Raw genomic sequence first — 14,690 nt, 5'->3', positions numbered from 1 at the left:
GCGATGGTCATACCAAATGACAGACTCTGTCCCATGGGGCGGTCGGTGAGCGCGCGGGTGACCTGCGGCGACGAGGATTTCGGCGAATTCGGCCCGGTGGAGATGCCGAGCCCGTGGTGGAACGACGTGGGCCCGGTGGCGGCCTGGCTACACGACCTGTTCGGAGTGCCGGTGGTGGTGTTACGGCTGGTCGACGTCGAAGGCGGCCGCTTCATGCGCGACGGCCACGTGACCTACCACGCGGAAGCACTGGAACCCCCGGCGAAGACACCGACCCACCTCGCGTTCCGTGGGAGTTCCCCGGCATCACCCGAAGTCCCCCGCGGCGAACCGCTCCGTGCCTCGTGGGCGACCGTCGAAGGGTTGCGGGCCGCGCTCGACTGGGCGCTGGCCATCACGGGGCCGAGTGAGATCCGCCAGGTCAAGACCTGGAACCTGGCCGGGCTCTTTCACCTGCCCGCAGCCGGGGCCTGGCTGAAGACCACTCCCCCGTTCGCCGCCCCCGAACCAGCCGTCATCGCGGCCCTGGCCGCCGTCGATCCGACGCTGGTCCCCCACGTCTTGGGCGCCGATCCGGACCGTGGCTGGATGCTTCTGGAACACATCCCCGGGGAGGACTGCTGGAAGGCGGGCCCGGAACTGGTGACCACAACGGTCCGGCGATTCGCCCAGGCCCAGCAGAAGATGATCAACGAGCAGGCCGCCACACCAGGGCGAGAACAGGCCACCGCATCCCCGCTGGCCGATCGCCGCCGCATCCTCGCCGCCGCCGAACGCCTCGCTCCCATCCCCGGGTCGGACGAACTGCTGACAGAGATCGACGCCCTGGAAGAAGAGCTGGCGGCCTGCGGGATTCCGTACACGCTGGTGCACGGGGATTTTCATCCCGGCAACTGGCGGGCCGTCCCCGGTGGCCACGCGGTGGTGCTGGACTTCGCGGATGCGCATTTCGGGCACCCGGCCACCGACGGGCTGCGGCTCCAGGAGTGGGTCGGGAACGCCGACGCCTGGGTCGAGGCGTGGTCGATCCCGGGCGCCGACCCCCGCAGGGCGCTGGAGGTCGCCGCGCCCCTGGCCGCGCTCACCCAGGCCGTGCGCTACCAGGAGTTCCTCGACAACATCGAACCCTCGGAACGCCGCTACCACCTGGGCGACCCCGAAGAGGCGCTGGAGAACGCGGTTACGGCGTTTCGTCGCCTTCGACGCGCATGACGCTGGCCACGGCGCGGACGACGTCGAGCTCGCGCAGGCCCTCGACCGTCGCCGACAGCGCCGCGTCGGAGGCCCGGTGGGTGACCAGGACGAGCTGGGCGTCGTCACCCCGGCCCTCCTGACGCAGCGTCTGGATCGACACGTCGTGGCGGGCGAAGACCTTGGCGACCGTCGCGAGCACGCCCGGCTTGTCGGCCACGTCGAGCGACACGTGGTAGCGGGTGCCGGTCTCGCCCACGGGGTGGACCGACAGGTCGGCGTACACCGACTCGGAGGGACCGCGGGTGCCGGCGATGCGGTTGCGCGCGACCGCGACGATGTCGCCCAGCACGGCCGAGGCCGTGGGGGCGCCGCCGGCGCCGGCGCCGTAGAACATGAGGCGCCCGGCCGACTCGGCCTCGACGAACACGGCGTTGTAGGCCTCGCGGACCCCGGCCAGCGGGTGGGTGCGGGGGATCATCGCAGGGTGCACCCGCACGCCGATCGAGCGGCCGTCGTCGGAGCGGGCGCAGATGGCCAGCAGCTTGATGACGTAGCCCATCGCCTTGGCCGACGCCACGTCGGACGCCGAGACCTCGGTGATGCCCTCGCGGTGGACGTCGGCGGCGGTGACCCGGCTGTGGAAGGCGATCCCGGCCAGGATCGCCGCCTTGGCGGCGGCGTCGAAGCCCTCGATGTCGGCGGTCGGGTCGGCCTCGGCGTAACCCAGCGACTGGGCCTCCTCCAGGGCATCCGTGAAGGAGGCGCCGGTGGAGTCCATTTTGTCGAGGATGTAGTTGGTCGTGCCGTTGACGATGCCGAGCACGCGGTGGACCCGGTCGCCCGCCATCGACTCGCGCAGCGGGCGGATCAGCGGGATCGCCCCGGCGACGGCCGCCTCGAAGTAGAGGTCGGCCTGGTTGGCGGCGTGGAGGGTCGCGCCGTCTTCGGCCAGCAGGGCCTTGTTGGCGCTGACGATCGACTTGCCCTCGGCCATCGCGGCCAGGATCAGGCCGCGGGCGGGCTCGATGCCGCCGATCACCTCGACCACGATGTCGATGTCGGGGCGGGTGACCAGGGCGTGGGCGTCGGTGGTGAGCAGCGCCGGGTCGAGGTCGACCTCGCGCTTGCGGCTCATCTTCCGGACGGCGACCCCGGCGAGCTCCAGCGGCGCCCCCACCCGGGCGGCCAGGTCGTCGGCCTGCTCCTGGAGGAGCCGGGCGACCTGGGAGCCGACGACGCCGCATCCCAGCAGCGCCACTTTGACGGGTTTACTCACAGCTGCCCCCTGAGCAGGTCTTCTTCGGTCTCGCGACGCACGATGACCCGTGCGCTTCCGCCGGCGACCGCGACGACCGCGGGCTTGGGCAGGTAGTTGTAGTTGCTGGCCAGCGACCGGCAGTAGGCGCCGGTGGCGGCCACCGCGATCAGGTCGCCGGGCACCAGGTCGGCGGGCAGGTAGAGGTCGCGGACCACGATGTCGCCGCTCTCGCAGTGCTTGCCGACCAGGCGCGACAGCATCGGCGCGGCCGTGCTCTCGCGGGAGGCCAGGCGGGCGGTGTAGTCGGCGCCGTAGAGGGCGGTGCGGACGTTGTCGCTCATCCCGCCGTCGACCGACACGTAGGTGCGCAGGCCTTCGACGTCTTTGACCGTGCCGACCTCGTAGAGGGTGACCCCGGCGGTGCCGACGATCGAGCGGCCCGGCTCGACGGTCAGGCGCGGGACCGGCAGGCCCTTGCTCTGGCAGACGGTGGCGACGATGTCGCGCAGGGCGTCGGCGATCAGCTTCATGTCGGGGGTGTCGTCACCGGCGACGTAGGGGATGCCGTAGCCGCCGCCCAGGTCGAGTTCCGGCAGTTCGACGCCGTGTTCGTCGCGGATCTGCACCAGCAGGGTGGCCAGGCGCCGGGCGGCGACCTCGAAACCGGCGGTGTCGGTGATCTGCGAGCCGATGTGGCTGTGCAGGCCGACGAGCTCCAGCGACGGCATCGCGAGGATGCGGCGGGCGGCCTCGGCGGCGGCGCCGCTGCTCAGCGACAGGCCGAACTTCTGGTCGTCGTGGGCGGTGGCGATGAACTCGTGGGTGTGGGCCTCGACGCCGACCGTGACGCGGATCAGGACCTTGGGCCGCACGCCGTGCTTCTCGGCCAGGTAGCCGAGGCGGGCGATCTCCTCGAAGGAGTCGACGACGACGTGGCCGACCCCGACCGTGACGGCCTTCTCGAGCTCGACGATCGACTTGTTGTTGCCGTGCATCGTGATGCGCTCGGGCGGGAAGTCGACACTCAGCGCGACGGCGAGCTCACCGGCGCTGCACACGTCGATCCCGAGGCCCTCCTGCATGATCCACCGGGCGACCTCGCGGCACAGGAACGCCTTGGCGGCGTAGTGGACCTCACCGTCATGGAAGGCCTGGCGGAAGTCGGCCGCGCGCGACCTGAAGTCTTCCTCGTCGAGGACGTAGAGCGGCGTTCCGTATTCTTTGGCCAGGTCACGGACGTCGAGCCCGCCGATCGTGAGTGATCCCGCGACCCTCTCGGTCGTTCGCGGCCAGATGACCGAATCGATGGAATTCAGGTCGGCGGGCGCGTGGGGAGGACGGTCCTCCGGAAGCACCTCGGCATGCCGGTCACCGGCGGGATGGGCGAATCGACTCACCCGAAGCAGGCTATCCGACTCAGGGCGCCCCCTGAGACACGTGCTCACCTAGCGAGACGTACCGAAAAGTGGAAATACGCCCGCTGAGCGCCGGAAAGACGGGACCGATTCCTGTTCGGCCGGAGGTCCGAAAGGAAATCCCCGGTCGTGCTAGATCCGTTCGGGCAGCGGTTCCGCGCTGATCGCCGCCAGCACCCGCGCCACCGCGTCGCCGGTCGCGACCCGCGCCGCCAGCGCCGGGGTGAAGCCGGCGTCCCCCCTTGGCAGGGGGTTCGCCGCCTCGAACGCGTCGTGATAACGCGCGGCGAGGTGCTCGGCGAAGGTCCTCCACTTTCCTGTACGGCTCCGCCTGCGGCTGGGCAGTTCCGCGAGCACCCGCACCACCCCCCGCCACTCACAGGTCAGCGCGTCCCAGTCGGGGTCATCGGCCCCGGCCCACCGCCGGGCCCAGCGAGCGCGCGCGTAGGCGTAACGGACCGTGAAGCCCGGATTCCCCCAGGTCCGGGGGAAGTCGGGCCAGCTCTCCCCGGCCAGCCTGCCCGGATCTTCGGCCAGCAGGTCCCAGGGATAGTCGCCGATGACGACCTGACCTCGTACCAGGAAAGTGGCCTCTGCCGACCAGTCGCCGACGGGGATCATCCGGGGATCCGGCCGACCACGCGGGCGTACATGCGAGTCGGCGCGATCACCGCCGTCAGGAAACCCGGCAGGGCCGGGAGGTCGACCGCGAAGCGCTGGAGTTCGGTGTAGAGCGCCTCGGCGGTCGGGGGGCGCTGGTCGGCCGACTTCTCCAGCAGCGCCCCGACGAGATTCGCCAGGTCGGCGGGGACGTTCCGCACTCTCGGTGGCCGCTCCTTCACCTGGCGTTCGTAGACGGCGTAATCGGTCGGCCCGGTGAAGAGCTGGCGGCCGGTCAGCATCTCGTGCAGGACGCAGCCCAGGGAGTAGAGATCGCTCCGGGGGTCGGCGACACCGCGCTTTATCTGCTCGGGGGCCATGTAGGCGGGGGTGCCGAGGATCTGCCCGGTGCGGGTGAACTGGCCGGCGTCGGCCTCGCGCAGGATGGCCAGGCCGAAGTCGAGGACCTTCACCGTGCCGTCGGGGCAGAGCATCAGGTTGGTCGGCTTGAGGTCGCGGTGGCAGATCGACAGCGCGTGGGCGGCCGACAACACGGCGCACGCCTGGGCGGCGATGGCGGCGGCCCACGGCACCGGCAGCGGGCCGTGCTCGCTGACCACGTCGGCCACGGTGACGCCCTCGATGAACTGCATCACCTGGAAGAGGCGCTGCTCATGGGTGCCGAAGTCGTAGAGGACGGGCGCGCCGGGATGGTCGAGCCGGGCCAGGATGCGGGCCTCGCGGATGAAGCGGCGTTCGAGCTCCCGGTCGGGACCGCCGGGGAGTCGCAGGAACTTGACCGCCACCTTGCGGTCGAGATGCCTGTCGTGGCCGCCGTACACGGCGCCCATCCCGCCCTGGCCGAGCGGGAGGTCGTCCAGTTCATAGCGGTCACCGATGACCATGTCGGCAACTTTATTGCAAGTGCCCAGCGGCCAAGCCGTCGAGAGCGAGGCGGATCAGCTCCTGGCCGCGTCTACCGGTCTCGTGGAGGGCGACGTCGAGGTCGGCCAGGCGGCGGAAGGCGGTGCCGTAGCGGCGCTGTTCGGCCAGGGTCAGGCGGGGGACCTTGGTGCGCCGGGCGTCGAGCCTGCTGGCGCCGCGCGACAGGCCCGAACCGGCGCGGAGGAACCCGGCCAGGAAGTCGGCGTCGAGGCGGGCGGGGTCGACTCGGTAGAGGGTGAGCTGGGGGCCCAGGGCCCAGCCGATCTCCTGGACGACCCGGACCGTGCCGGTCGGGGTGGCCACGACGTCACCGGGCTCGATCATGACCAGGCCGGGGCCGGGCTCGGCCCAGCCGGTCGGGTGGCCGCCCGCGACCAGGTCGTCGGCGGTCAGCACCGGCTGGTCGCCGGAACCGACCCGCGCGGAAGAGTGGTGGATGGCCACGGATCCGCCCCTGGCCAGCTCGGCGATGGTCGTCATCGGGGGTTCGCGGGGCGGGTCGACCGGGGTGAGCGCGGGGAGCGTACCGGTCAGGCCGTCGACGGCGGCGGCGAACCGCGAGCGGGCCCCCGAGTAGTCGGGCGGCCCGGCCGCGTTGCCGAAGCGCAGCGGGCTGACGTCGACCTCGTCGTCGAGCAGGTCGATGACGCCGGTGCCGCCCTTGCCGGTCGCCAGGAAGTCGCGCCAGGCCGGTTCGACCGTGTTGAGGTCGCCGGCGGCGTCGAAGAGGAGCACCCGCGACGGGGTGCGCTCGCCGGGCTCGGGGCGGCGCAGCAGCCAGATGTCGGTGGGCCCGGCCGCGATCACCGCGCGCAGCACCCCGGCCCGCAGCAGGTTCGACCGGATCCGGCGGCCCGGCCGGCGCGCGGCGGCGGCGGGCGGCATCAGGACGGTGACCGTCCCGCCGGAACGGACCCGGGAAAGGCAGTGCTGGACCCAGGCCAGCTCGGGCTCGCCGCGCGGCGGGAGGCCGAACTCCCAGCGGGGGTCGGCGGTCAGGTCTTCGTAGCCCCAGGTCCGCTCGTTGAAGGGCGGGTCGCAGACCACGGCGTCGGCGCCGCCGGGCAGGCCGTTGGCGCGCAGCGAGTCGCCCGTGTGGACGGTCGCCGCGATCCCCCGCATGCGCAGCCGGGTGGCGGCGATGCGGGCCGCGGAACCGGAGGCGTCCTGCCCGCGCGCGGCCTTGGCGGTCAGCAGCAGGGTGCCCAGGCCACAGGCGGGGTCGAGCAGCACCCCGCCGCCCGACAGGCGCACCATCAGGTCGGCCAGATCGGGCGGGGTGATCGCGAGCTGGCGCGAATGGGCCTCGGCGTAGCGCTCGCAGAGGAACTCGAAGGCGTCGAGACGGCCGCGCTCCTCGGCCAGCTCGGCGACCAAAGCGGTGACCTCGGCGGGCAGCGCGGCGGGGCGGCCTTCGAGGAAATCGCCCGCGGCCGCCACCAGCTCGCCTAGCCTCAGGTCATCGCCGGAGGCCCTCAGCCGCTGCCACGCCAGGTCGGCGGCCGACAGCGAGAACGGCTTGCCGTTGCGGCGCAGCCATTCTTCGACCTCGGCCAGCGAGAACAGCGGGCTGTTGGCGGTTCCGCCGACGGGCTGCGGGAAGTCGTCGTGACGGCGACGCCAGTTGGACACCGCGGCCCGGCCGACGTCGGCGAGGCGGGCGATGTCACCGGCGTTCACGTAAGTCACGTGGTCACTCTACACGAAGCGCCCACTTGTGAACTGCTTCAACCAATGTTTTACTGTGGACATGAACCACAGCACACTGGGTCTCCGGTACGCCGCCCGATCAGACGTCGGCCGGCGCCGCCCGGAGAACGAGGACGCTGCCTACGCCAGCCCTCGCCTGCTCGTCGTCGCCGACGGCATGGGCGGCCACAACTACGGCCAGGTGGCCAGCGCGACCGCGATCCGCGTGCTGTCGGAGGCGCCGCTCGACGGCGACCCGGTGACCGCGCTGGAAGACGCCATCCAGCAGGCGGCCCAGACCCTCAAGGGCATGGCCGACGCCAACCCCGCGCTCAACGGCATGGGCACCACCCTGACCGCCATGCTGTGGGACGGCGGCGGCTTCGCCCTGGCCCACGTAGGCGACTCGCGCGGCTACATGCTGCGCGACGGGGTGCTCTACCAGATCACCCACGACCACACGCTGGTGCAGTCGCTCGTCGACGACGGCCGGATGACCCCCGAGCAGGCGGCCGAGCACCCGCGCCGGTCGATGCTGATGCGGGCACTTGAGAGCACCGGCAACGTGAGCCCCGACGTGTCGCGGCGCACGGCCTTCGCGGGCGACCGCTACCTGCTGTGCTCCGACGGCCTGGCGGGCGTGGTCTCGCCCGAGACCCTCCACGAGATGCTCACCTCCGTCGGCGACCTCGACCAGCTGGTCACGACCCTCGTCGACCTCGCCAACCGGGGCGGCGGGCCCGACAACATCACGGTCGTCGCGGCCGACGTCGTGGCGGGTGGGTACGGCGACGGACACCCCATCATCGTCGGGTCGGCCACCTCAGATCAAGGCGAGGGGACCGGCGGGGACGTACCCCTCCAGACGAGCTGAGCCGAACAGGCGGCCCTCCGCGCGGGCGCGCACGCACACGTAGGAGAAGCGGTCGCCCGAGTAGACCCTGATCCCGCCGGAGCGGCACTGGCGCATCAGCGTCTCGTCCCACTCCTCGCTGAGGTCGGCGATCCCCAGGTCGACCAGCACCGAGCGGCGCGAGACGATCGTGCCGCCGCCGAGTTCGGGCAGGAAGCGGTATTCGGCGTCCGGCTGGCGCAGCAGGGTCGCCCCGGCCGCGTGGGCGTAGAAGGCGGCCTTGCCGACGATCTCGGTCTCCACCTCCGAGAAGCGGCGCAGCGAGTCGGCCAGGTAGTGCTCGCCGTACAGGTCGCGCGGGTCGAGCACGGCCACGTAGTCGCCGTCGGCCAGCAGCAGCGCGTGGGCCAGCGCGGCGCCCCGCGTCGACATCGGCAGCGCCCGCACCACCAGCTCGGGCAGCACCCCGGCGTTGTAGCCCTCTTCCCTGGCGCTCACGGCCTGCCTGGCGACCTTCTCGACCACGGCGGCGTCGACGCCCTCGGCCACGATGACGAGCTGGTCGGGCCGCCTGCGCTGGCCGATGATCTGCGTCATCGCCTGGTCGAGCTCGGTCTGGTCGCGTACGGCCACCAGCGCGCTCACCACCTGCGTGTTGCGCACGTCGGCCAGGCCGACCGCCTCGAAGACGGGCTTGAGACGGGCCGTCACCGGCTCGGTGGCCCGCCACGCCAGATGGGCCCGGCGGTCGCGTTCCTGCGGGTCGGCGGCCAGTTCGGCGGCGCCGGTCGCCACGACGGGGGTGCCGCAGGCCTCGATCTCGGCGATCTCGCGGTCGTTGGCGTCGGGCCCGGCGACGACCACCGCGACCCTGCGCACGGCGGTCAGGAAGTCGTCGTAGCTGGTCTTGTCGTCGCCCTGCGCGGGCAGCGGCTCGCCGCCCTCGGCGGTGCCGAGCGTGGCGACGCCCTCGGTCCGGCCGCCTTCGGCGCGGAAGGTGTTGTGCACCCGGGGCTGCACACTGTGCGGCAGGACGCCGACCCGGTCGTGCTTCAGCGCCGCCCGCCACTCGCGGGCCCGCTGCTCGGTGGTGGCGAGCACCAGGTCGAACAGCTCGGCGACCGGCACGGCCTTGCCGAGCGACCCGCCCGAGTGCCAGTAGACGGTCTTGATCCCGCGCTTCTTGCACGCCTCGACCAGGTCGCGCATCGCCCGGTCCTGCCCGGCCATCGAGGCCAGCCAGCGCCCGCCGTTGCCCTGGCGCGGCCCGGCGTGCACCGACTCGACGAACAGCATCGAGGGCCGGTACGAATCCAGCATCCCCGCCCAGTTCTCGGGCCCGAAGTTGGTGACCTGGCGCCATTCGTACCGGAGAAGGGCCTCGGTGCGGCGGTCGACGATCGCCGCGACGGTCATGTACGGCCTGGTCAGCGGCCCCTTCGGCACGGCGAAGTACTCGGTGAGCGGGGTGGAGAACAGCGGCGCCCGGGGGTCGGGCTCGACCGGTGGGGCCTTCTCGGCGGGCTCCGGTGGGGCGGCGGGCTTCTCGACCGGGAAGTCGGTGCGCTTGGGGGCCTTGCCCGCACTGGCGGAGGAGGCGCGCAGCGAGCGGGCGACCGTGCCGGGCTTCTTGCTCTGGATCGCGTCGCCGATCTTGATCCAGCGGTTACCTTGGAGTTTCTCGAGCTTCCACTCCGCCACGGCGGTCTGGTATTTCTGCTCGGCCAGTTGCTTGGCGAGCTGGGTGAGCCGGCGGTCGGCCTGTTTCTCGGCCGCTTTGAGGGCCTTCTCGGCGTCTCTGGCCCTCGTCAGGGCCTCGGCCTCGGTGCGGGCGGCCTCGTCCAGCCGGGCCTGGTAGTCGGCGAGCAGGCGGGCCAGTTCGGCGGCGCCTTCGGCTTTCTCGACCGCCTGTGCCAGCGCCCGCCGCAGGCTTTCGAGCTCACTCATAACGCCCACTCCTCCAGGTAACGGCGACAGTCACCATATTCTCAGATCATGGTCTACCTGCATGGAAACCGTCATTAAGGCACCAAGAGTCCACCTGACGTCCGTAAACTCGTCGGAAACCGTCGATCGGGGAGGGACCTGAGGTGCGCAAGGGAGAGTGGCCGTCGTTCCGGGCCAGGCCATACGTCTGTGGCGCCTTCGGGCCGTTCTCCCAGGAGCGACTCGACCTGCTGGCACGGTCGGGACCCCAGGTGGAGACCGCCTACGTCACCCGCGACGCCGCCGTGCTGTCGTCGGGCCCGCTCACCATGTACGACTCCTCGCCCACCATGGCCGCCTTCTCGTGGGGTGACCGCACCCCCATCGCCGGGGGCGACTGGCTCCACGTGGCCGAGCACTACGAGGCGCCCGGCTTCATCGACGAACCGTCGTCGGTCACGCTGCACACCGGCGCGTTCGGCCTGATCGACGTCTACTACCTGACCGACGGCGACGCCGTCTACTTCTCGGGCCTGATCGAGCCGCTGCTGGCCCTGGCCCGCAAGCCTTATGTGGTGAACTGGAACGCCTGGGCGGCGATCCTGAAACTGACGTACCCCTTGCTGGAGGACACCCCCTACGCCGAGGTCAAGCGCCTGCCCGGGGCGACCGCGCTGAGCTGGTCGCGCGACAGACAGAGGTTGTCGGCCGACAAGCGGGCCCCCCGCTGGGTGCGCGAGGAACCGTTCGACCACGGGGTCACCGCCGGCGACATCGTGAGCCTGCTGCACGAGTCGCTGAAGCCGTACGAACAGGTGCTGGTGCCCGTCAGCGGCGGCTACGACTCGCGGCTGCTGGCCAGTGTGGCCGTGGCGCAGGGCAAGGACGTCATCTCGTGGACGACCAGCCCCGACGACGGCCTCGACAACGACATCGACTTCGCGATCGCGGTCACCCGCGAGCTCGGCATCCCCCACCGGATCGTGCCGCAGAACGCCGCCGACTTCCCCTCAGAGGCCCTCTGGGCGGCCCGCAGGCTCGAATACCTGACCAGCCACCACGCCTGGTACTCCCCCTTCGCCCGCGCCGTGCACGAGAGCGGCCGCCCGGTGGTCGACGGCCTGGCCGGCGGCCCGCTGATGAAGAACTTCCTGATGTCGGCGGCGGCAGCGGCGACGACGCCTTTGGAGCGGCGCGCGGCGCTGCTGAAGTCGATGACCACCGGCGACGCCCACCTCCCGGTGCTCGGCGACGGCGCGCTGGCCTGGATGGACGACGTCGTCGAGAGGACCTTCGCCCAGGCCACCTCGATGCTGAACGGCCACCGCAGCGAACTGGCCCTCAGCGTGCTGCACACCCGCACCGCGCGGGGCATCGCCCGCTCCCCCGTGAACCTGGTCGGCCCCGAGGCCACGCCGATCTTCCCGTTCCTGCACCCCGGGTTCTTCGACGCCGCCCTGTCGGTTCCGGTGAACCGCAAGGAGGGCGGGAAGTTCTACCGGGAGATCCTCTGGGCCGCCAACCCCCGGGTCGCCTCGCTCCCGTCGACCAACGGCGGCCTGCCGCACCGCCGCGTGCCGCTGCGCTCGGGCGCGGTCTGGGCCCGCGAGTGGAACCACACGATGCTCCGCCGGGTCGCCCGGGTGCCGGGGCTGCTGTCGCCCCAGATGGCCGAAGTGGTCGAGGGCGGGCCCGACGCGCTGGCCGCGTTCGGGTCGTGGAACTCCCGGTTCTGGCTGCGCGGGCTGGTGCTCTTCGGGGCCTGGCTCACCGACTACGACGAGGTTCTGGGCGACCTCACACCTCCGTGGAGCTCACGTTAGGTGACGGTGGGTAGCCGACCGACAACCGACGGAAAGTCCCTGTAAGGGCTACGTAACCGTTCATTGTCAGGGGCTACCGGGTGGTACCTTCTCCGGAAGGCCGCGCTGAGCTGCGGACATTCCCATTTTTCTTATTCCGTGGAGCGAGGTCTGATGACTGCGGCTGCGCCCTGCCCTGAACCCGTGTCAGAGCCGATCGAAGAGTTCGAAGTACAAGACCCCGCCTGGTACAAGAAGGCCGTCTTCTACGAGATCCTCGTCCGGGGCTTCCACGATTCCAACGGCGACGGCACCGGCGATCTGCGCGGCCTGGTCGACAAGCTCGACTACCTCCAGTGGCTCGGCGTCGACTGCCTCTGGCTCCTCCCCCTGTACGAGTCCCCGCTCCGCGACGGCGGCTACGACATCTCCGACTACCTCAAGATCCTCCCGGAGTTCGGCAACCTGTCCGACTTCGTGACGATGATCGAGGCGGCCCACGAGCGCGGCCTGCGCGTCATCACCGACCTGGTGATGAACCACACCAGCGACCGCCACCCCTGGTTCCAGGCCTCCCGCCACGACCCCGAGGGCCCCTTCGGCGACTTCTACGTCTGGACCGACGACCCCACGACGTACGACGGCGTGCCGATCATCTTCGTCGGCGCCGAAGACTCCAACTGGACCTACGACCCGGTCCGGGGCCAGTACTACTGGCACCGCTTCTTCCACCACCAGCCCGACCTCAACTACGACAACCCGGCCGTCCAGGAGGCGATGCTGGAGGTCCTGCGCTTCTGGCTGGACCTCGGCGTCGACGGCTTCCGGCTCGACGCGGTCCCCTACCTCTACGAGCGCGAGGGCACCCAGTGCTCCGGCCTGCCGGAGACCCACGCCTACCTCAAGCGGGTGCGCGCCGAGGTCGACCGCCTCTACCCCGACCGGGTGCTCCTGGCCGAGGCCAACGGCTGGCCCGAGGACGTCGTCGAATACTTCGGCGACCCGTCGGTGGGCGGCGACGAGTGCCACATGGCGTTCCACTTCCCGCTGATGCCGCGCATCTTCATGGCCGTCCGCCGCGAGTCGCGCGAGCCGATCTCCGAGATCATGTCGCGCACCCCCAAGCTGCCCGAGACGGCCCAGTGGGGCATCTTCCTGCGCAACCACGACGAGCTCACTCTTGAGACCGTCACCGAGGAAGAGCGCGACTACATGCACGCCGAATACGCCAAGGACCCGCGCATGCGCGCCTACCTCGGCATCCGGCGCCGGCTGGCCCCGCTGCTGGAGAACGACCGCGACCAGATCGAGCTGTTCACCGCGCTGCTGCTGTCGATGCCGGGCTCCCCGGTCATGTACTACGGCGACGAGATCGGCATGGGCGACAACATCTGGCTGGAGGACCGCGACGCCGTCCGGACCCCCATGCAGTGGAGCCCCGACCGCAACGCCGGCTTCTCCAAGGCCGACCCGGGCCGCCTCTACCTGCCGACGGTGATGGACCCGATCTACGGCTACCAGGCCGTCAACGTCGAGGCCCAGCTCAAGAGCCCGAGTTCGCTGCTCCACTTCACCCGGCGGATGCTCCAGATCCGGCGCGAGCACCCCGTGTTCGGCACCGGCGAGTACATCGAGCTGTGGTCGCACAACCCGGCCATCCTGGCGTTCCTGCGCGAAGACGGCGACGACCGGGTGCTGTGCGTCAACAACCTGTCGAAGCACCCGCAGCCGGTCGAGCTCGACCTGCGCCGCTTCGCGGGCATGCGGCCGGTCGAGTGCCGTGGCGGCGTGCCGTTCCCGGTGATCGGCGACCTGCCCTACCTGCTGACGCTGCCCACCCATGGCTTCTTCTGGTTCTCCCTCACCGACCGGGAGGACTAGGCTTTCGCGGCATGGCAGGCCGTCCCTTAAACGAGCTAGTGGAACCGGGCTGGGCGAAGGCCCTCGAACCGGTCGCGGACAAGATCGCCGAGATGGGCGACTTCCTCCGTAATGAGATCGCCGAAGGCAGGCAGTACCTCCCCGCGGGGGAGAACGTGCTGCGGGCGTTCAAGCAGCCGCTCGCCGATGTCAGGGTGCTCATCATGGGTCAGGACCCCTATCCGACCCCTGGGCACCCGATCGGGCTGAGCTTCTCGGTCGCGGCCGACGTCAGGCCGATCCCGGGGAGCCTCCGCAACATCTACACGGAGCTGATGGAGGACCTGGGGCTGCCCAAGCCCTCCAACGGCGACCTGACCCCGTGGACCGAGAACGGGGTCCTGCTCCTCAACAGGGTGCTGACCGTGGCGCCCGGCGCCCCGGCCTCCCACGCGGGCAAGGGCTGGGAGCTCGTCACCGAGCAGGCCATCCGCGCTCTCGCCGAGCGCGGCGGGCCGCTGGTGGCCATCCTGTGGGGCGCCCACGCGCGTAAACTGCGCCCGCTGCTGGGCCAGGTCCCCTGCATCGAGTCGGCCCACCCGAGCCCGCTGTCGGCCCGCAACGGGTTCTTCGGCTCGAAGCCGTTCAGCAGGGCCAACGAGATGCTCGAACGGCAGGGCGCCGCCCCCGTCGACTGGAAACTCCCCTGACTACTCATGGCGTACGATCGGTCACGCGTCGTGCGTTTGTTCTAAATTCCGCCTGACTTTCACGCTCAAGGAGTACTCATGTCCGACGTCGAAGCCCGCTATCTCCGGCTCACGGTTGATCTCGTGGTGGAGGTCACCGAGGTCGGCGCCCTCCAGGCCGCCGCGCTGAAGGAGATCCGCAACCCCGATTCCGACCTCGAAGAGTCGGAGCGCCAGGAGCAGATCGACCTGGTGAACGCCGACGACACCGGCGCCGCCGCCCTGCAGTGGCTGATCGAGCCCGACCACGTCCTCAGCCTCGTCGAGCACATCGACGAGGTCGAGCCGCGTGAGGCGATGCTGGGTGTCGAGCCGTCCGACGGCTCCCTCGAAGACGAGGAAGACGAAGAGCACGACCACGACCACGATCACGACCACAAGCACGCGTGAGCCGCCCCC

At 70.9% G+C, this 14,690-nt stretch carries 12 protein-coding genes; 6 read left to right on the top strand and 6 right to left on the bottom strand.

The window, feature by feature from the left end:
* The first annotated feature begins 33 nt into the window (after window positions 1–33).
* Window positions 34–1,212 carry a phosphotransferase family protein gene (locus ACYQ78_RS19040; protein WP_459802193.1) on the top strand — a complete coding sequence of 393 codons (1,179 nt, stop codon included), beginning with the start codon at window positions 34–36 and terminating at the stop codon, window positions 1,210–1,212.
* Here the strand turns inward: ACYQ78_RS19040 and ACYQ78_RS19035 are convergent.
* From ACYQ78_RS19035 to ACYQ78_RS19015, 5 genes are all read right to left on the bottom strand, one after another.
* Window positions 1,181–2,470, bottom strand: coding sequence for a homoserine dehydrogenase (locus ACYQ78_RS19035; protein ID WP_459802192.1), 1,290 nt, complete (start codon window positions 2,468–2,470; stop codon window positions 1,181–1,183). The two genes, ACYQ78_RS19040 and ACYQ78_RS19035, sit on opposite strands and share 32 nt — an antisense overlap.
* Entirely contained in the window at window positions 2,467–3,849 is a 1,383-nt protein-coding gene (gene lysA, locus ACYQ78_RS19030; protein WP_459802191.1) for a diaminopimelate decarboxylase, read from the bottom strand. Before lysA ends, ACYQ78_RS19035 begins: the two co-directional genes overlap by 4 nt.
* A 150-nt stretch (window positions 3,850–3,999) precedes the next feature.
* A complete protein-coding gene (locus ACYQ78_RS19025) occupies window positions 4,000–4,488 on the bottom strand; it encodes a hypothetical protein (RefSeq protein ID WP_459802190.1) in 489 nt (162 codons plus the stop codon).
* Complete coding sequence (locus tag ACYQ78_RS19020; protein WP_459802189.1) at window positions 4,485–5,372, bottom strand: serine/threonine-protein kinase; 888 nt, start codon at window positions 5,370–5,372, stop codon at window positions 4,485–4,487. Before ACYQ78_RS19020 ends, ACYQ78_RS19025 begins: the two co-directional genes overlap by 4 nt.
* A 10-nt stretch (window positions 5,373–5,382) precedes the next feature.
* Window positions 5,383–7,101, bottom strand: a complete 1,719-nt coding sequence (locus ACYQ78_RS19015; protein WP_459802188.1) for an N-6 DNA methylase — start codon at window positions 7,099–7,101, stop codon at window positions 5,383–5,385.
* Window positions 7,102–7,162: 61 nt separating this feature from the next.
* Here ACYQ78_RS19015 and ACYQ78_RS19010 point away from each other — a divergent pair, with 61 nt between their 5' ends.
* Complete coding sequence (locus ACYQ78_RS19010; protein WP_459802187.1) at window positions 7,163–7,975, top strand: PP2C family protein-serine/threonine phosphatase; 813 nt, start codon at window positions 7,163–7,165, stop codon at window positions 7,973–7,975.
* Here ACYQ78_RS19010 and ACYQ78_RS19005 read toward each other — a convergent pair.
* Entirely contained in the window at window positions 7,925–9,901 is a 1,977-nt protein-coding gene (locus tag ACYQ78_RS19005) for an ATP synthase subunit B family protein (protein WP_459802186.1), read from the bottom strand. The two genes, ACYQ78_RS19010 and ACYQ78_RS19005, sit on opposite strands and share 51 nt — an antisense overlap.
* A gap of 143 nt (window positions 9,902–10,044) precedes the next feature.
* Between ACYQ78_RS19005 and ACYQ78_RS19000 the strand changes: the two genes are divergently transcribed.
* From ACYQ78_RS19000 to ACYQ78_RS18985, 4 genes are all read left to right on the top strand, one after another.
* A complete protein-coding gene (locus ACYQ78_RS19000) occupies window positions 10,045–11,703 on the top strand; it encodes an asparagine synthetase B family protein (protein ID WP_459802185.1) in 1,659 nt (552 codons plus the stop codon).
* A 153-nt stretch (window positions 11,704–11,856) separates the two neighbouring features.
* A complete protein-coding gene (gene treS, locus ACYQ78_RS18995; protein ID WP_459802184.1) occupies window positions 11,857–13,563 on the top strand; it encodes a maltose alpha-D-glucosyltransferase in 1,707 nt (568 codons plus the stop codon).
* An 11-nt stretch (window positions 13,564–13,574) separates the two neighbouring features.
* On the top strand, window positions 13,575–14,252 hold the full coding sequence (locus ACYQ78_RS18990; RefSeq protein ID WP_459802183.1) for a uracil-DNA glycosylase: 678 nt from the start codon (window positions 13,575–13,577) through the stop codon (window positions 14,250–14,252).
* A gap of 78 nt (window positions 14,253–14,330) precedes the next feature.
* Complete coding sequence (locus tag ACYQ78_RS18985; RefSeq protein WP_459802182.1) at window positions 14,331–14,681, top strand: hypothetical protein; 351 nt, start codon at window positions 14,331–14,333, stop codon at window positions 14,679–14,681.
* The last annotated feature ends 9 nt before the right edge of the window (window positions 14,682–14,690 follow it).

The organism is Herbidospora sp. RD11066 (assembly GCF_054661255.1).
Note: the sequence above shows the minus strand (reverse complement) of the source record. Positions and strands in the feature narration are given on the sequence as shown.